The organism is Achromobacter sp. UMC71 (assembly GCF_014170305.1).
Lineage (GTDB): Bacteria > Pseudomonadota > Gammaproteobacteria > Burkholderiales > Burkholderiaceae_B > Achromobacter.
In genome coordinates, this window is record NZ_LZZT01000056.1 from 49263 (window position 1) to 66732 (window position 17470).

Annotated in this window: 16 protein-coding genes; 7 read left to right on the top strand and 9 right to left on the bottom strand. The window is 69.2% G+C overall.

Features of this window, described 5'->3' with window-relative positions; translation table 11 throughout:
• Window positions 1-22 precede the first annotated feature (22 nt).
• Both A9974_RS27090 and A9974_RS27095 read right to left on the bottom strand, forming a co-directional pair.
• A complete protein-coding gene (locus tag A9974_RS27090; protein WP_183007263.1) occupies window positions 23-1591 on the bottom strand; it encodes a sulfatase-like hydrolase/transferase in 1569 nt (522 codons plus the stop codon).
• 12 nt (window positions 1592-1603) lie between these two features.
• Window positions 1604-2566 (bottom strand): Bug family tripartite tricarboxylate transporter substrate binding protein, encoded by a 963-nt coding sequence (locus A9974_RS27095; RefSeq protein ID WP_370539692.1) that lies wholly within the window; start codon window positions 2564-2566, stop codon window positions 1604-1606.
• Between the two features lie 158 nt (window positions 2567-2724).
• Here A9974_RS27095 and A9974_RS27100 point away from each other — a divergent pair, with 158 nt between their 5' ends.
• The 6 genes from A9974_RS27100 (at window position 2725) to A9974_RS27125 (ending at window position 9529) form a co-directional block, all read left to right on the top strand.
• Window positions 2725-3246, top strand: coding sequence for a MarR family winged helix-turn-helix transcriptional regulator (locus A9974_RS27100; RefSeq protein WP_183007265.1), 522 nt, complete (start codon window positions 2725-2727; stop codon window positions 3244-3246).
• Between the two features lie 71 nt (window positions 3247-3317).
• Window positions 3318-5171 carry an ABC transporter ATP-binding protein gene (locus tag A9974_RS27105; RefSeq protein ID WP_183007266.1) on the top strand — a complete coding sequence of 618 codons (1854 nt, stop codon included), beginning with the start codon at window positions 3318-3320 and terminating at the stop codon, window positions 5169-5171.
• A gap of 150 nt (window positions 5172-5321) precedes the next feature.
• Window positions 5322-6350: a 2-keto-3-deoxygluconate permease gene (locus A9974_RS27110; RefSeq protein ID WP_183007267.1), complete on the top strand. Its 1029-nt coding sequence runs from the start codon at window positions 5322-5324 to the stop codon at window positions 6348-6350.
• A complete protein-coding gene (dtnK, locus tag A9974_RS27115; protein ID WP_183007268.1) occupies window positions 6347-7567 on the top strand; it encodes a D-threonate kinase in 1221 nt (406 codons plus the stop codon). The genes A9974_RS27110 and dtnK overlap by 4 nt, the downstream gene beginning before the upstream one ends.
• Window positions 7564-8616, top strand: coding sequence for a 4-hydroxythreonine-4-phosphate dehydrogenase PdxA (gene pdxA, locus A9974_RS27120; protein WP_183007269.1), 1053 nt, complete (start codon window positions 7564-7566; stop codon window positions 8614-8616). The genes dtnK and pdxA overlap by 4 nt, the downstream gene beginning before the upstream one ends.
• 4 nt (window positions 8617-8620) lie before the next feature.
• Entirely contained in the window at window positions 8621-9529 is a 909-nt protein-coding gene (locus tag A9974_RS27125) for a GntR family transcriptional regulator (protein ID WP_183007270.1), read from the top strand.
• On the opposite strand, the gene A9974_RS27130 is transcribed toward A9974_RS27125, so the two are convergent.
• The 5 genes from A9974_RS27130 to A9974_RS27150 are packed head-to-tail and all read right to left on the bottom strand — an operon-like array spanning window position 9526 to window position 14591.
• Complete coding sequence (locus A9974_RS27130; RefSeq protein WP_370539689.1) at window positions 9526-11046, bottom strand: class I adenylate-forming enzyme family protein; 1521 nt, start codon at window positions 11044-11046, stop codon at window positions 9526-9528. The genes A9974_RS27125 and A9974_RS27130 overlap by 4 nt on opposite strands.
• 54 nt (window positions 11047-11100) lie before the next feature.
• Complete coding sequence (locus tag A9974_RS27135) at window positions 11101-11835, bottom strand: CoA-transferase subunit beta (protein ID WP_183007271.1); 735 nt, start codon at window positions 11833-11835, stop codon at window positions 11101-11103.
• Window positions 11828-12658 (bottom strand): CoA transferase subunit A, encoded by an 831-nt coding sequence (locus A9974_RS27140; protein ID WP_183007272.1) that lies wholly within the window; start codon window positions 12656-12658, stop codon window positions 11828-11830. Before A9974_RS27140 ends, A9974_RS27135 begins: the two co-directional genes overlap by 8 nt.
• Before the next feature lie 50 nt (window positions 12659-12708).
• Window positions 12709-13431, bottom strand: a complete 723-nt coding sequence (locus A9974_RS27145) for an enoyl-CoA hydratase/isomerase family protein (protein WP_183007273.1) — start codon at window positions 13429-13431, stop codon at window positions 12709-12711.
• Window positions 13428-14591 (bottom strand): CaiB/BaiF CoA-transferase family protein, encoded by a 1164-nt coding sequence (locus A9974_RS27150; RefSeq protein WP_183007274.1) that lies wholly within the window; start codon window positions 14589-14591, stop codon window positions 13428-13430. The genes A9974_RS27145 and A9974_RS27150 overlap by 4 nt, the downstream gene beginning before the upstream one ends.
• A 293-nt stretch (window positions 14592-14884) precedes the next feature.
• Here A9974_RS27150 and A9974_RS27155 point away from each other — a divergent pair, with 293 nt between their 5' ends.
• Complete coding sequence (locus tag A9974_RS27155) at window positions 14885-15856, top strand: tripartite tricarboxylate transporter substrate binding protein (RefSeq protein WP_183007275.1); 972 nt, start codon at window positions 14885-14887, stop codon at window positions 15854-15856.
• Between the two features lie 36 nt (window positions 15857-15892).
• Here A9974_RS27155 and A9974_RS27160 read toward each other — a convergent pair whose 3' ends face one another.
• The gene (locus tag A9974_RS27160) at window positions 15893-16657 is read right to left on the bottom strand and encodes an IclR family transcriptional regulator (RefSeq protein ID WP_183007276.1); all 765 of its coding nucleotides are present in this window, start codon (window positions 16655-16657) and stop codon (window positions 15893-15895) included.
• Window positions 16658-16721: 64 nt separating this feature from the next.
• Window positions 16722-17348, bottom strand: a complete 627-nt coding sequence (locus tag A9974_RS27165; RefSeq protein WP_183007277.1) for a cysteine dioxygenase — start codon at window positions 17346-17348, stop codon at window positions 16722-16724.
• Window positions 17349-17470: the final 122 nt, after the last annotated feature.

The window sequence follows — 17470 nt, forward strand, 5'->3', positions numbered from 1 at the left end:
CAGCCTGGCGACGCGTCTCTCTTCACCACTGCCCGAAAAACACCCCCGCGCGCTTGTGCGCATTGGTGGCGCGTTCCACGGCATCGTCGCCCATGGTGATGCGGCGCTTGCCGCGCAGCATCCATTCCAGCAGACGCTGGCGCAATTCGGCGCGTACCGCCGCATGCGCGGCGCTGGCGCCCAAGTCCTGGAATTCGTCGGGGTCCGCCTGCAGGTCATAGAGCTGTTCGGGTTCGTCCAGCCAATACACATATCGCCAGCGGTCGGTGCGCACCGACCAGGCGCGCGCATTCTGCGGCGTCTTGCCGCGCAGCAGCCGGGCCTGGCGAAAGCTGTAGTCCAGCTCCGAGAACACGCAATCGCGCCACGGATCGTCGGCGGCCCGGCCGTGCAGCACCGTCTGCAGTTCGCGCCCTTCCAGCCGGTGCCACGGCCGTTCCACGCCCAACGCGCGCAGCACCGTGGGCACCAGATCGACGCTTTCCACCATGTCGGCCAGCGCCTGGCCGCGGGTGGCGTCGGCGGCGGCCGTCGGGTCCATGACGATGAACGGCACGCGCTGCACGGTGTCGTAGAACAGCTCTTTTTCGCCCAGCCAGTGATCGCCCAGGAAGTCGCCGTGGTCCGCCGTGAACACGATCAGCGTATTGCGCATCAGGCCGGCGCCTTCCATATAGTCGAACAGCCGGCCCAGGTGATCGTCCAGCTGGCGGATCAGGCCCTGGTAGGCCGGGCGCACCACCCGCACGCATTCGTCCGAGGAAAAGCTGACGCTTTCCTCGTGCTGGCGATAGGCCGCCACCACCGGATGGGCGCCTGCAAGCTCTTCGCGGTTGCGCCGCACCGGCAGGCACTGGTCCGCCGTGTAACGCGCGTGGTAGGGAGCCGGCGCCATGTAAGGCCAGTGCGGTTTCACGTAGCTCAGGTGCAGCACCCAGGGCTGGCTGCCGCGTCCTTTCATGAAATCCAGCGCCTGGTCGGTCATGTAGGCAGTTTCGGAATGCGGCTCGGCCACGCGCGCCGGCAGGTGCACGTTGCGCATGTTCCAGCCGCTGGCCACGCGGCCGTGCGCATCGACGCCGGCAATGACATAGTCGGTCCAGGGGTCCGGGCTATCGTAGCCCTGGCTGCGCAGAAAGGCCGGGTAGCCGCTTTCCTTGCCGGGTTCATGGTGGCCGTCGTAGCGGTCCGCCTCGATGAAGCCCCCGCGCGACAGCAGCGCGCCCAACTCGGAGCCGCCGTCGATCGACAGGCGCTCCATGCCGGCCCGGTCGGGGATGACGTGGGTCTTGCCCGCCAGCACCAGGTCGCGGCCCTGCCCCGCCAGGTATTCGCCCAGCGTGATCTCGTTGACCGACAGCGGCACCCGGTTCCAGGTGGCGCCGTGGCGCGACGGATAGCGGCCCGTGTAGTAGCTCATGCGCGACGGCCCGCACACGCCGGAATTGACGAACGCGCGGTCAAAGCGCACGCCGCGCGCCGCCAGGGCGTCCAGGCTGGGCGTCTGCAGATAGGGATGGCCGTAGCAGCTCAGGTGGTCCGCCCGCAGCTGGTCGGCCATGATGAACAACACATTCTGTACCGTGCTCATCGACATCCGCCTTTATTGCGTGGCCGTGAAGCCGGAAGCCCGCACCACCGGCTCCCATTGCTTGCGGTAGGCATCGAGCTCGGCCGTGGTGGCGGCCACGTCGGACGATACCGGCTCCAGGTACGACTCGCGCACCGCCTGCTGCATGGCGGGTTCGCGCATCAGCGCCGCGATGTCCGCGCCCAGCCGCTCGGCCTTGGCCGGGGCCATCGATGACGCGGCGAAGAACGCGTTCCAGCCGTCGGCCGCCAGGTTCACTCCCGCCTCGCGAAAGGTGGGCACGTCGGTCAATTCCGGATCGCGCGCCTCGCCCGAGGTCGCCAGGATGCGGATCTTGCCCGCGCGGTGCTGCGGCAGCAGCGTATCCAGAGTGTCGACCGCCTGCGGCAGGATGCCGCCGATCAGTTCGGAAATCAGCGGCGCCGACCCGCGGTAGCCGACCACCTCGGGTTCCTGCCCGAGTTCGCGGCCCAGCATCAGCGCGAAGAAGTGAGGCAGGCTGCCGGTGGCCGGCACGCCCACGGTGAACTGGCGCGGATTGGCCTGCAGCCATTGGCGCAGCGCCGCCACGTCGCGGATCGGCGAGGTGGCCGGCACCGCCAGGGCGAACTTGTAGCGGCTGACCAGCGACACCGGCTTGAAATCGCGCTGGGCGTCGTAACCCGGTTCGGCATAGACCAGCGGCGCCACCACCATCACGGCGGGGTTGGCCAGCATCAGCACGTTCTGGCGGGCGGCAAGGGCATGCAGCCCCTGCGCCGCGATGCGCCCCCCGGCCCCTGTCTTGTTTTCGACCACCACCGTCACGCCCAGCCGGTCCTTCAGCCGGTCGGCCACCAGCCGGGCCACGCGGTCGGAGCTGCCGCCGGGCGGGTAGCCCACCACGATGGTCAAAGCGCCGTCGAGCGGCGCTGTCTGGGCACAGGCCGGAACGGCCGAAGCCGCCGCAAGCGCCGCGAAAGCGGCGCCGGATATCCATTTACGCACGGTAATCTCCTTGGCGACAGCGGCCCCGCTGTCGGTTATGGTTCTATATGCTGGGCCTGGGGCCTGTTCACACTAGGCCAGGATAGGCGAAATGACTGTAGCGCCGCCGAGATGGCTTGATCTAATCCAGTACTTGGCATAACGATATGACCCCAAAAGAACCTGTCGAACACCCGCTGGCCGAGATGCTGATGTACCGGCTCTACCAGGCCTGGTCGCAGTCCAACCCCGTCTTCGTGCGCCTGTGCGAGGGCCGCTTCGGCATCACCCGGCGCGAATGGCGCCTGCTGGCCTGTGCGGTGGAAGGCGGCATCATGACGTCGGCCGAGCTGGCCGCCGCCGCCAAGCTGGACCTGGCGCGCACCTCGCGCACCCTGGGCGCGCTGTGCGAAAAAGGCTGGCTGCGGCGCCTGCCGGACAGCGCCGACCGGCGCGTGGTCCGCATCGAGGCCACCGAACGCGGCCTGTCGCGCTACCGCGCCCTCCTGCCCGAGGTGCTGCGCCTGAACGACCTCTTGGTGCAGGACCTGGACCCGGGCGAAGTCGCGCTGCTGCGCAACCTGCTGGCCCGCATCGAACAGCGCGGCCGGCGCATGGCCGAAGACAACATCGTGTCGGAAAAAGCCAGCCGCCGCGAAGGCGGAACGCGGCGCGCGCAATACGCCTGACGGCGCGCGGGCCCTTTATTTTTCAGGGGTGTCCCTGATACGCTTGGCCGGCCTTCTCTTACGGACCTGCCATGTCCAGCGACAAACCGAATCCCGTTTTCCGCTACTTCGAAAGCCTGGTCGACCCCTTCCGCGACGCCCCCGACGTCACTCCGCCGGGGCGGGTGCTGCGGTTCTATGCCTACTACCTGCTGCAGGTCTGGCCGATCTTCGCCGTGCTGCTGCTGGTGGGGTTGGGCGGCGCCCTGGTGGAAGTGGCGCTGTTCAGCTTCCTGGCCGACCTGGTCGACATGGCCCAGCGCACGGCCCCGGCGGACTTCTTCCGCGAGCACGCCTATACCCTGGCCTGGATGGCCTTCGTGGTGGTGGTGCTGCGCCCGCTGTCCATCGCCCTGCACGACCTGCTCTCGCACCAGACCATCTCGCCCAGCCTGACGACTCTGGTGCGCTGGCAAAACCACCGCTACGTCCTGAACCAGGGGCTGGCGTTCTTTCACAACGACTTCGCCGGCCGGGTCGCCAACCGCGTGCTGCAGACAGGCTATTCGCTGCGCGATTCCGCGGTGCAGTCGGTGGACGCGCTGTGGCACGTCATCCTCTACGCGGCCAGCGCGCTGTATCTGTTCGCCGAGGCCGACTGGCGACTGGTGATCCCGCTGGTGCTGTGGATCGCCATCTATTGCTGGATGCTGGCCTACTTCGTGCCGCGCATGCAGGCGCGCGCGGTGATCGCGTCGGAAGCGCGCTCCAAGCTGATGGGCCGCATCGTCGACGGCTACACCAATATCTCCACGCTCAAGCTGTTTGCCCACACCCGCCAGGAAGAAGACTACGCACGCCAGGCCATGACCGAGCAGACGGAAAAGCAGCGCCTGTCGACCCGCGTCATCACGGCCATGGACGTGTCCATCAACACGCTGAACGGCGTACTGATCGTCAGCACCGCCGGCCTGGCGCTGTGGCTCTGGAGCATCGGCAGCATCAGCCTGGGCGCCATCACGCTGGCGATGGGCCTGGTTATCCGCATCAACAACATGTCCGCCTGGATCATGTGGGAGGTCAACGGCATCTCCGAAAACGTCGGCATGGTGCAGGACGGCCTGGCCACCATCTCGCAGCCACGCCAGGTGCTGGACGCGCCCGATGCCCAACCCCTGCGCATCACGCAGGGCGAGGTGCGCTTTGACGACATGTCGTTCCATTACGGCAGCGGCCGCGAGATCATCTCGCACCTGAACCTGACCGTGCGGGCGGGCGAAAAGATCGGCCTGATCGGGCCTTCCGGCGCCGGCAAATCCACCCTGGTCAACGTGCTGCTGCGCCTGTACGACCTGGAAGGCGGCCGCATCCTGATCGACGGGCAGGACATCGCCCACGTCACCCAGGCCAGCCTGCGCTCGCAGATCGGCGTGGTCACGCAGGACACCTCGCTGCTGCACCGGTCGATCCGCGACAACCTGCTGTACGGCCGGCCGGACGCGACCGATGAGCAACTGCAGGATGCCATCCGCCGCGCCCGCGCCGACGAATTCATCGGCGCGCTGGTCGACGGCGACGGCCGCCGCGGGCTGGACGCCCACGTCGGCGAGCGCGGCGTCAAGCTGTCCGGGGGCCAGCGTCAGCGCATCGCCATCGCCCGCGTGCTGCTCAAGGACGCGCCCATCCTGATTCTGGACGAAGCCACATCGGCGCTGGATTCCGAGGTCGAGGCAGCCATCCAGGAAAGCCTGGAAACGCTGATGCAGGGCAAGACCGTGATCGCGATCGCGCACCGCCTGTCCACCATCGCCCGGATGGACCGGCTGGTGGTGCTGGACCGCGGCAAGATCGTGGAGTCCGGCACCCATGCCGGACTGGTGGCGCAGGGCGGGCTGTATGCGCGGCTCTGGAGCCATCAGACAGGAGGGTTCGTTGGGCTGGATTGACGCCGGCAGGGGATTTTCCGGGGCGGCCCAATCAGGGTCAACCCTGTACGTACCATCTGTACGTACAGGTGTACACTAGCGGCTTTCAACCCCGACAGACGCACGCATGAACGTCTGCGCCCCAGAACATTCCTCCTGGAGACTCCGATTGTGACGACCGAAACCACCCGCTCGCCTTTCTTTGGCACGATGCAGAAAATCCCCGGCGGCCTGATGCTGGTGCCGCTGATCCTGGGCTCGCTGATCGGCACCTTCGCGCCCGACGCGCTGGCCATCGGCGGCTTCACCACCGCGCTGTTCAAGAACAGCGCCCTGCCCCTGATCGCCCTGTTGATCTTCGCCACCGGCACCCAGGTCAACACCCGCACCGGCGGCCCGATCCTGGCCACCGCCGGCACCATCCTGCTGATGAAGACCCTGGTCCCGGCCACCCTCATCATCATCCTGGGCAGCTACGTCGGCCTGGACGGCGTGCTGGGCGTTTCCATCCTGGCGATGCTGGCCGCGTTCGACAACAGCAACGGCGGCCTGTGGCTGGCCTATACCGGCCAGTACGGCGATGCCCGCGACCGCGGCGCCTATGTCGCCAGCGCGGTCAATGACGGCCCCTTCTTCAGCCTGCTGTTCCTGGGCGCCTCGGGCTTGGCCGACATCCCGCTGATCGCCCTGGTGGCGGCGCTGGTGCCGTTCCTGCTGGGCGTGGTGGTGGGCAACCTGGATCCGAAGTGGCGCGACGTGCTCAAGCCCGTGCCCAACATCGTGATCCCGTTCTTCGCCTTCGCGCTGGGCACCGGCATCAACCTGGGCGCCGTGGTCAGCGGCGGCATCAGCGGCCTGATCCTGGGCCTGATCATCAGCCCCATCACCGGCGGCCTGGTCTACCTGGGCTACCGCGTCATCCTGCGCCGCGGCGGCAAGAGCGGCCTGGGTTTCGCGGCCGGCACCACCGCCGGCAACGCCATCGCCACGCCCGCCGTGGTCGCGGCGGCGGACCCCAACTTCCAGCAGTACGTGTCGACCGCCACCGCGCAGGTCGCCGCCTGCGTACTGATCAGCTCCATCCTGGCGCCGATCCTGGCGTCGTACTTCCTGAAGCGCGCCGGTGAACTCAAGCCGGTGGACGCCAGCGGCGAGATACCTGCCGGCGGCTTGCGCGAAGCGCGCGGAGAGGCCTTGTGAAACCCGTGATCGCGATCGTCGCCGACGACCTGACCGGTTCGGGCGATACCGCCGTGCAATTCGTGCGCGCCGGCTGGAACACGCACCTGTCCATCGATGGCGCCGACGCGGCGCTGGCTGCGCCGGCCTCGGATACCGTTGAAGTGCTGGCCGTGACCACGCATAGCCGCGCCCTGCCGGCGCGCGAGGCGGGCGACGTCATCCGCCACAACGTCGAACGGCTGCGCGCCGCCGGCGTGACCCGGCTGTACAAGAAAGTGGACTCCACCCTGCGCGGCGCCTTCAAGGCCGAGATCGACGCCGCGCGCAGCGCCTGGCGCAGCGACGCCATCGCGGTCATCTGCCCGGCGTTTCCCGCCACGGGCCGCACGCTGGAAGACGGCGTGCTGAAGGTGAACGGCAAACCGGTCACCGAGACCTCGGCGGCCACCGACCCGGTCACCCCCGTGACCGAGAGCCACGTGCCGACGCTGCTGGGCTGCGCCCACGTCGCGGCCCTGGACGGCGAAACGCCCGAGGCCCTGGCCGCCCGCATCGCCCAGGCCGGCCACACCGTAGTGGTGGACGCGCGCGATGACGCCGACCTGGAACGCCTGGCCCGCGCCATCGCGGTGCTGGGCGACCGTGCGCTGCCCGTCGGCGCGGGCGGCCTGGCCGTGCCGCTGGCCCGGGTCTGGGCCGGCGCCGACCAAACCGCGGCGGTCGTGGTGGTGGTGACCTCGCAGCACAGCGCCGCGCGCGCCCAGGCCACCGCGCTGCAGGCCGCCGGCGCCCGCACCTGGGCACCCGGCCTGGCGCAACTGGCCGACGACGCTGCCTGGCAGGCCTGGAGCCAGCCGCTGCTGGACGCCCATGCCAAGGACGGCGCGCGCGAAGCCGGCACATTGCTGCTGCTGGCCCCCGAAGGCCAGCGCGACGGACTCGATTCCGAAACCGTGGCCGAGCGGCTGGGCACACTGGCCGCGCAGGCCATCGGCGCCTCGCGCGCCGCGGGCGTGGTGGCCACCGGCGGCGACGGCGCGCGCCAGGTGCTGATGGCGCTGGGCGCCAGCGGCATCGCCCTGGTGGATGAAGTGATGGGCGGCGTGCCTTTGGGCACGCTGACCGGAGGCACGGCCGCAGGCCTGCCCGTGGTGACCAAGGCCGGCGGCTTTGGCGCCGAAGACGTACTGGTTCGCGCCGTGTGCGCGATCCGCGACAGGAGATTCAAGCGATGACACAAACCCCTCCCCCCAAGCTGCCGTTGCTGGCCGTCACCCTGGGCGACGTGGCGGGCATCGGGCCGGAGATCACGGCCAAGATGCTGATGGGCCACGACGCGCTGCGCCAGAAGGCGCGCCTGGTGGTGGTCGGCGACGTGGACGTGATGACCAACGCCGTGCGCGACCTGGGCGGCGATCCCGCCATCGTGCGCCGCGTGGAACGCCCCGCGGACGCCACCAACACGCCCGGCACGATCGAGGTGCTGCAGGCTGGCCCGTCGCTGGCCGGCGTGAAACTGGGCGAGATCAGCGCCGCGGCCGGCGACGGCTCGGTGCGCTTTGTCACCACCGCCTGCGCCCTGGCGCGCGCCGGCGAGGTCGACGGCATCGTCACCGCCCCGCTGAACAAGGCGGCCATGCACGCCGCCGGCCACAAGTGGCCCGGCCATACCGAGCTGCTGGCCCATGAATTCGGCGTCAAGACCTTCTCGCTGGTGCTGTCGGCCGGCGACCTCTATATCTTCCACGCCACCACCCACGTGTCGCTGCGCCAGGCCATCGACGACCTGACGCCTGCCCGCATGCGCGCGGTGTTGCGCCTGGCCGGCTCGTTCGCCAAGGCGCTGGGCCGCGGCGACCAGCCCGTGGCGGTGTCCGGCCTGAACCCGCACGCCGGCGAAAACGGCATCTTCGGCAGCGAGGACGCCGACATCCTGGCGCCGGCCGTGGCCGAAGCCAACGCCGCCGGCATCCTGGCCGCCGGCCCGATCCCGGCCGATGCGCTGTTCCCGCAGGCCGTGCGCGGAAAATGGCAGTTCGTGATCGCCTGTTACCACGACCAGGGCCACGCGCCCTTCAAGGCCGTGTACGGCGACGACGGCGTTAACATCACCGTCGGCCTGCCGGTCGTGCGCGTGTCCGTCGACCACGGCACCGCGTTCGATATCGCCGGCCAGGGCATCGCCCGCGAAGACAGTCTGATCCTGGCCGCCGAGCGCGCCGCGCATCTGGCCCCCGGCTGGACGCATGTATGGGAAACTGCGCGGGCTCAAACAGGAGGTTGATTCCATGGCGCCCGCCAACGCTGACGATTTGCCCGCCCTCGACCGCTCGGGCGAGGTGCCGCTGCATGCCCAGATGGCCGCGCTGCTGCGCGGTGACATCCGCACCCGCAAGCTGGACGCCGGCGCCTTGCTGCCCAGCGAGGCCGCGCTGTGCGAACGCTTCGGCGTGGCGCGCAGCGTGGTGCGGCAGGCCTTGTCGGCGCTGGCCGCCGAAGGCCTGATCCAGCGCGAAGCGGGCCGTCCGGCGGTGGTAGCCGCGCCGCAGGAACACCGGCGCCTGGTGCAGCGGTCCACCGGCCTGTACGAACAGTTCGCGCAATCCGGCGTCGCGCTCAAGACGCGTGTATTGGCCTTTGGCGCGGGCGATCCGCCCAAAGCCGTGGCCGACTTCTTCGGCACGTCCCAGCTGTTGCTGCTGGAGCGCCTGCGCCACGTCGCCGATGCGCCCCTGGCGTATGTGCGGACCTGGCTGCCCGCCGCCGCGGTGCCCGGCCTGCGCGCCCAGGACTTGGCCGACGCCTCGCTGCACGGCGTCTTGACCCAACGATTCGGCCTGCGCCCCGGCGCCGGCCGCAACCAGATCCGCGCCGTCGCGGCCGACGCCTCGCTGGCCGCGCTGCTGGACACCCAGGCCGGCACGCCCTTGCTGATGCTGGAAGGCCAGGGCATGGACCAGCACGGCCATCCGCTGGAATGGTTCACCACCTGGCACCGGGCCGAGAAGCTCGTGTTCGACGTGGACGTCAGCGTGGCCCATGAAAGCGTGCAGCCCCGGCTGCGGGAAGATGGGGCGGCCCACGCCGGGGCGGCTCAAACCCCCATCGCCGCCCCCCATCACGACCCGCTGGCCCGGGCCCAGGCCCTGGTGGCCGAGCTGTCGGCCGAGCTGGCCCGCTTGCGCGGCCGCGGCTAAACGATACCCGGGTCCATGGACGCCGCGCGCCGCGCCAGCGCCTTGCGGTCGACCTTGCCCACCGCGTTCTCGGGCAGGCTATCCACCCACCACACCGCCTTCGGCACGTAGATCCGGCCCAGCCGCGCCAGCACTTCGGTGCGGATGGCCGGCGCTTGCGGTGCGGCGGCGGCCAGCGCCATGTCCTGGGCCGCGCGCTGCACGAACGCCACCGGCACTTCGCCCAGGTCATCGTCCGGCGCGCCGACCACGCAGCACGCGGCCACGCCCGCCATCGCCGTCACCACGCCTTCGATCAGCGCAGGCGAAATATTCTCGCCGCCGCGGATGATCACGTCCTTGATGCGGCCCGTGATGCTCAGGTAGCCGTCGGCATCGAAACGCCCCAGGTCGCCCGTCGCCAGCCTGGCTGGCGCGGCCTGGGCCGGTTCCTGCGCCACGCCCAGGTATCCCAGCATCAGGCTGGCGCCTTCGATGCAGATCTCGCCCTCGCCGCCGGCCGGCGCCTCGCGGCCGTCCGGCAGGCGCAGCGTCACGCGCTGGCCCGCCAGCACCGTGCCGACCGATCCGATGCGCCGCGCCGCGGGCGGATTCATGGTCGACGTGCAGGTCGCTTCGGACAAGCCGTACGACACGATCAGCGGACATCCCAGAAAGGCCTCGATGCGCTGGTGCAGCGCCTCGGTGATCGGCGCCGATCCGCAACGCGCGAAGCGCAGCCCGGCCAGGCTGCTCGCATCGAACGGCAGGTCCAGCATGCGCGCATACATCGTGGGCACGCCGGTGATGATGGTGGGCCGCCAGGCCTGCAACAGGCCCGGCATGTCCTCGGCGCGAAACCGTCCGGCCAGCGCCACGCAGGCGCCGGCCAGCAAGGGCGCGAACACCTGGTTGTTCAAGGCGTTGGTATGGTGCAGCGGCATCACGTGCAGCAGCCGGTCGGCCGGCGTCAGGCCCGTGTGCGCCAGCACGCCGCGCGCATTGTTCATCAGGCCGCCATGACTGAGCAGCACGCCCTTGGGATGGCCGGTGCTGCCCGACGTGAACAGCAGCAAGCCCGGATCGCGCGGATCGGGCGCCACCGCCGGCCACGCCGCCTCGCCGCGCGCCAGGCCGGCCGCCGGCAACAGGCGGGCATCGGCCAGGCCGCTGGCCTGCGCCGTGGCCGCGTGGGCGTCATCGAACAGCATCCATCCCAGGCCCACCGCGGCCACGCGGCGCGCGGTTTCCTCATGCGCCAGGCGCGGCTCCAGCGGGCAGGGGCAGGCGCCCGCCGCCATCGCCCCCAGGATCGCCACCAGTTGGGCCGGCGAGCGCTCCATCGCCACGGCGACGTAGTCACCCCGCTGCACGCCCGCGGCCAGCAAGGCGCCGGCGGCGCGGCTCACCTGCCGATACAGGTCGGCGTAGGTCATGGTCTCTTCAGTGGTCACGATCGCGGCACGCGCCGCCCACTCGGGCTGCGCCCACAGGCGCGCGCCGGCCGCCGTCACGGCGGTGTCGGAATCCCTCAGCATCAGCGTCTCTTCCCGTATGCGTCCGGCGCTGGCTCATCGGCCAGCGCCCGGCCGCTAGCGCAGCGTCACCGCCGCATCGCGTTCAAACTGGCCGTCGGCATCCAGCTCGCGCAACGCGCGCGCCTCGGCCTCGGTCGGCAACGCGGTCGGTTCGGCGCCGGCCGCATCGAACGCAAACCCCGTGCGCTCGCGCACTTCCGCCAGACTGGACTCCGGATGCCAGGACTGCAGCGCCAGGCGGCCGTCGCGCTTGATGAACACCGCGATCGGCGTCACCACGCCATGGAACCCGCCCCAGGACGTCATGAAGTCCAGCTTCTCGACGAAGGCGCGGCGCGAATGCTCGGTGCGCCAGGTGCAAGCGCGCCTGGCGGTGGGCAGCATCACCGCGCCGCCGCCCCCGCCCGGCAACCGCACCTTGGGCGCATGCCAGTCGCCGATGCAGGAATTGTTGGCGCAGCCGGCGCCGTCGATCTGCGCCGCTCCCAGAAACGTCAGATCCATGCGGCCGCGCGTGCACAGGTCGTAGAAGTCTTCGTTGGCGAAGATGGACGCGGTGTGTTCGGCCAGCACCGGATCCGAGCTGGACAGGGGAATGTGCGAAGGCCGCGGGTTCACGCCCCCCGCGACGTTGATGTAGACGAAGTCCCAGTCATAGGCGCGCTTGGCCAGCAGGCAGGCCAGCATCGGCATCGTGGAATTGACGCCGCTGAAGGTAATCTCGTCGGGGCGGATGAAGCGCGCCAGATTGGTGACCAGATACGAAAAACCCGACCATTGCTCAGCCATGCGCCGCTCCCGCTTCGGGCGCCGCGGCCAGGTGGGCCGCCAGGTCGCCGTTCTTGTCCATGTATGCCTCGACCGCCGGATAGTCGATGGCGTAATCCGGCCAGCACGACCCGGGCCAGGCAGAACGCGGCAGCACCGTGAACGCCTGCACCATGAAGTACGGCACCAGTGTGGCCTCGGGCTGCGCCTCGAACACCGCGCTGTCCACCCGCTTTTCCGCCACCACCAGCACGCTGCCCGCCGCGCGCGACATGATGCGGTCCCAGTGGGCCGTGCCCGCTACCCGCACATTGCCCAGCGCATCGACTTCGGACGCCTGGATCACCGCGAATTCCGGCCTCACCGCCGGCACCACCCAGGTCTTTTCGCCGCTGCCGTAGGGGTCGTCCAGGCATTGCCAGCCGTTCAGCCGCGGCAGGTCGCTGCCGTGCAGGCCGCCGCAGGGCTGGAACGGCACGCCGAAAGCCGCGGCCCGCAGGCCCGCCGTCAGGCTGGCGCAGGCATGTTCTTCCAGTTCCACCTCGCGCTGCTCCACCGCTTTGCGATACCAGGGCGCCAGGCCGAAGTTGCCTTCCATCGCCACGATGCCGGCCCGCACGCGTTTGAGCGCGCCGGCCCGGCACAGGATGTCCACGTCGTAGCCAGGCGATTGCTTGACCAGTTCCAGGTCGCGCCGTCCCTGCCGGATCAGTTCGCGCACGAACGCGAACGGCCCGCGATGCAGGAAGCTGCCGCCCAGGGCGATCGACGCCCCGTCCGGCACCAGCGCCGCCAGCTCGGCCAGCGAACGCTGCTTGTCTTTCTGATTGAATCCCGAACCCATGCTGTCTCCTTGCTTGCTTTTATCGTTGCGCCTGGGGCGGCGTGCGTGTTCTAACGTGACTGCAGATAGGCCGCCACCCGCGCCTTCAGGCCAGGTTCGGCCGCCGACCGCACTAGCCGCGCCAGATCGGTATCCGGTTGCTCCGCCGACAGCGCCGCGTAGAGCTGCACGCGGCTGGACGCGGCCAACGCGGCCGCCGTGTCCTGGGCCTCGCGCTCAATTTCCGGCCAGGCGTCCGGCGGCGCCAGGCGGCTGGCGAAGCCATCATGCAGGGCCTGGTCGGCGCTGAACGGACTGGCCTGCTTCAGGATGACGCGGGCGCGTTCGGCGCCCACCAGCGCGCCAAAGCGGCGCGTACCCAGCACCAGCCCGAACTTCAGGCCCGGCATGCGAAAGCTCGCGTCCGGCGCGCTGATGCGCCATTTGCAGGCCCCGAACAGATCCACGCCCGCGCCGAAGTTGCGCCCATGCGCCAGGCCCACCGTCAGGCAGGGCGATGCCGCGACACGCTGCAGCAAGGTCTCGATGCGCACGAAGCGCAACAGCAGATCGCCTTCGCTTTGGGCTTCCCAATCACCGAAATCAAAGCCCGCGCTGAAATTGCGGCCTTCGCCTTGCAGCACGATCACCTGCGCGCCTTGCGCCGCCGCGCCGTCCACCGCGGCGATCAGCGCTTCGACCAGTTCCGCCGACAACGCATTCATTTTTTCCGGACGGGCCAGCGTCAGCGCGTGCACCGCGCCGCGCGTCTCGATACGCAACGCCGCGCTCATACCGTCACGCCCTTCAGGCGCAGCGCGCCCAGCACTTCGTCGTTGTGCTCGCCCAGCGCGGGCGGCGGACGGCGCAATGCAGTGGTCTGGCCGTCAAAGCGCACTGGCAGGCCAAACGTGCGCGTGCGCACGCCATTGGGCAGCTCGACCGGCTGCACCCAACCCATGTGTTCCACCTGCGGATCGGACAGCACTTCGGAATAGGTATTGATGGGCGCGCAAGGCACCCCGGCCGCGCGGAACCGCGTCAGCCAGGTCGCGGCATCGTCGGCCGCGAAGATGGCTTCCAGGATGTCGCGCAGGGCTTCCTGGTTACGGGCGCGCGCGCTGGTGTCGGTAAAGCGCGGGTCGGCCAGCAGGTCTTCGCGGCCCACGGTCACGCAGACGCCCTTCCACAAGGCGTTGTTGCCCGCCGCCATGCCGAAGTAGCCGGCCTTGCAGCGAAACGCCTGGTACGGCGCGTTGCGCGGGTGCGCCGAGCCCAGCTTGACCGGATCGCGCCCGCTGCCGAAGAACTCGGATGTCTGCAGGGCCGCGATGCCCAGCGTGGCGCCCAGCATCGGCACGTCGATATGCGTGCCCTGGCCGCTGGCCTGGGCGGCGCGCAAGGCGGCGGCAATGGCAAAGGCGCCATACAGCCCCGCCGAGAAATCCGCCACCGGCACGCCGCACTTGACCGGTTCGCCGCCGGCCTCGCCGGTGACGCTCATCAACCCGCTCATCGCCTGGATGGTCAGGTCAAAGCCGCCTTCCTGCGCGCGCGGTCCGGATTGCCCGTATGCCGAGATCGAGCAATAAACCAGCTTGGGATTGGCCTCGCGCAGCGCGGCGTAACCCAGCCCCAGGCGGTCCATCACGCCCGGCCGGTTGTTTTCGATCAGCACGTCCACGCTGAGCGCCAATTCACGCGCCAGCGCCAGGTCGGCGGGGTTCTTCAGGTTCAGCGTCACCGACCGCTTGTTGCGGTTCAGCGAGGCGAAGTTCTCGCTGTAGCCCTGGCTGAGCGGCGGCCAGCTGCGCAGCGTGTCGCCGCCCTCGGGGTTTTCCAGCTTGATCACGTCGGCGCCCATGTCCGCCAGCAGCATGCCGCAGAACGGGCCCGCCGCGACGTTGCAGATCTCAAGCACGGTAACGCCGGCCAATGCCGAGCTAGGTGTCATGTCCGACCTCTCGTTATATGAATTCAATATTTAGGATGCGAGAAAAATTATAAAGCGCCGGCCTGCCCCATGGCATCCTGCCTGGCACGACCGCGCTTTATGCCAGCTATTCCTAGAGCAATCCCTAGGTAAGCTGCGTAATTGTTGACCAGCATAGCATCGTGTGGAATCCTACGTAAATCATTTATTGGAATTCAAATCCTATTATTTAGGATTTATAAAAAAAGGACCGCGGCGTTTCACTGCGCATCCGCGCCACGCGTGACGGCCCTGCCCACACCAAGGAGACGCTGATGAGATATTTGTGGCGCATTGCCGCGGCAGCCGCCGCGCTGGCCGTGGCCGCGGCCCCCGCCGTGGCCCAGCCCTGGCCCGCCAAGCCCGTGCGCATGGTGGTGCCGTTCCCTCCCGGCGGCGCCACCGATGCGGCCGCGCGCATCTATGCGCAGCAGTTGGGCGATTACCTGGGCCAAAGCGTGGTGGTGGAAAACAAGGCTGGCGCGGGCGGCGAGATCGGTGCGGAGTACGTCGCCAAATCCGCGCCGGACGGCTATACGCTGCTGATGGGCGCGCTGGGCAGCCACGCCATCCATGCCGCGCTGCCCGACAAACCCGGCTATGACTTCGCCACCGCCTTCGTCGGCGTGTCGATGGCGACCAGCATGCCGATGGCGCTGGCGGTCAACAGCAAGATCCCCGCCAATACCGTGCAGGAACTGATCGCGCTGGCCAAGAGCCGGCCGGGCACATTGACGTTCGGTTCGGCCGGCCCCGGCACCTCGCAGCACATGGCGGGCGAACTGTTCCAGGCCCTGACCGGCACCCGCCTCATGCATGTGCCGTACCGCGGCAGCGGCCCCGCCATCACCGATCTGCTGGGCGGCCAGATCGACATGGTGTTCGAGACCTTGCCGGCGCTGCTGCCGCAGGCGGCCAGCGGCAAGATCCGGCTGCTGGGCGTCACCACGGCCAAGCGCGCTACCGCGCTGCCTGACTTGCCAACGCTGATGGAACAGGGCGTGAAGGACTATTCGGTAGCCACCGCTTACGCCTTGCTGGCGCCTACGGGTACGCCCAAGGCCATCGTCGACAAGCTCTCGACAGGCATGCAGCGGGCGGCTGCCCTGCCCGCCGTGCAGCAGGCCGCGCTGAAGCTGGGCGCGGATGCCGTGGCCACCACGCCCGCCGGCACCGACCAGGTGCTGAAACAGGAAGTCGGGCGCTGGGCCGACGTGGTGAGGCTGTCGGCGGCCCGGCAGCAATAGGCGTTTCGCGGCAGGGTGCCGTCGGCGCCCAGGCTTCTATTGGCCCAGGAAGCCGCGCCGGTAGCCCATGCCCTGCGAAATCGACTGGGCACAGGCGGCCACGTCCGGCGCCAATTGCTTCATGCGGGCCGCGCTCAGGCGGTCCAGCGGGCCGGAGATGCCGATGGCCGCCACCGGCTGGTCCAGGCTGTTGAACAGTGCCACGGCCAGCCCGCCCACGCCTTCGCGCCATTCACCGCGATTGACGGCATAACCGGCGCGGGCCACCTTGCGCAGCTCGTCTTTCAAGAGCGGCATCGACACGATCGTGGCCGGCGTGTGCCGCAGCAACTTGTCCGCATAGCGCTCGACATAACCCTCGGCCTGATAGGCCAGCAGCGCCTTGCCGGTGGCCACCGCGTAGGCCGGCGCGCGCCCGCCTATCATCGAATACGCGCGGATCGGCTGCGGGCTGTCGATCTTGTCGACGTAGACCACGTCGAAACCGTCCAGCACAGACAGGTGCACGGTCTCGCCGGTCTGGTCCGCCAGCGTGCGCATGAAGGGCGCGGCCAGCTTGCGCACGTCCAGCTGCCCCAACTGACGCGCGGCCAGTTCGAACAGGCGCACCGCGCCGCGATAGCCGCCGCCGTCTTCGTCCTTGACCACATAGCCCGCGTGGATCAGCGTTTGCAGCGTGCGGTGGGTGTTGCTGCGGGTCAGCCCGACCCGGGCGGCCAGCGCATCGATCGTGCGCGGCGGATTGTCCACGTCGGTCACCGCCTCCAACACCATCAGCCCCTTGAGCAGCGTCTTGTCCATTGTTTTGGCATTTCCCAATATTTAGGACGCGAACATAGCACGGGCGACCGCCCGCGAACAGGTCTTACGCGGGCTGCGCCGGCAACGCCGCGCGCACGGCCGCCGAGCGGTCCCACAGGTTGGGCACGCTGGCCGCCGAATAGCCGGACACAAACGGCTTGGCCTGGCCGGTGGCCGGATCGTAGACATGACGCGATACCGCGCCGATGTTGCCACCGTACATATGCACGCTGATCGATACCTGGTCGGCAAACGCATTGGACACCCGGTGAATATCGCCCTCTTGCGGCGACAGCCGTTCCACATCGCCCGGGCGCAAGGTGCTGGGCTCGCCCAGCAGCGACAGACCGCCATCGGCGCCGCGCACGTAGCGCTGGTTCACTTCCGCGCCGCGCAGCATGCCAACATAGCCCCACACCTCGTGGTCATGCACCGGCGTCTGCTGCCCCGGGCCCCAAACGAAACTGACCAGCGAGAAGCGCTCCAGCGGATCGCAATGCAGCAGGTACTGCTGGTAATACTGCGGATGCGGCGCGGTACAGGCCTCGGGTAGCCAGTCGTCGTGGCGGATCAGCGCCGCGAACGCGGCCTGCAGCTCGGGCGATTGCGCCAGGCCGGCCGGCGTGGCCAGGCGGGTCGCGGTGGCGATGAAATGGCGCAACCGGTCCAGGCCGGCGGGTGCTTCGGACATGCTCGTGTCTCCGAATCGGCGCGGCCACGTCGGGGCCGGAGCCAGGTCCGGGCGCGAGCCATGCCATGAAATATCCCAATTGGGAGGTCCAGTATCCATGATTCAGGACATCCGCGGCAATG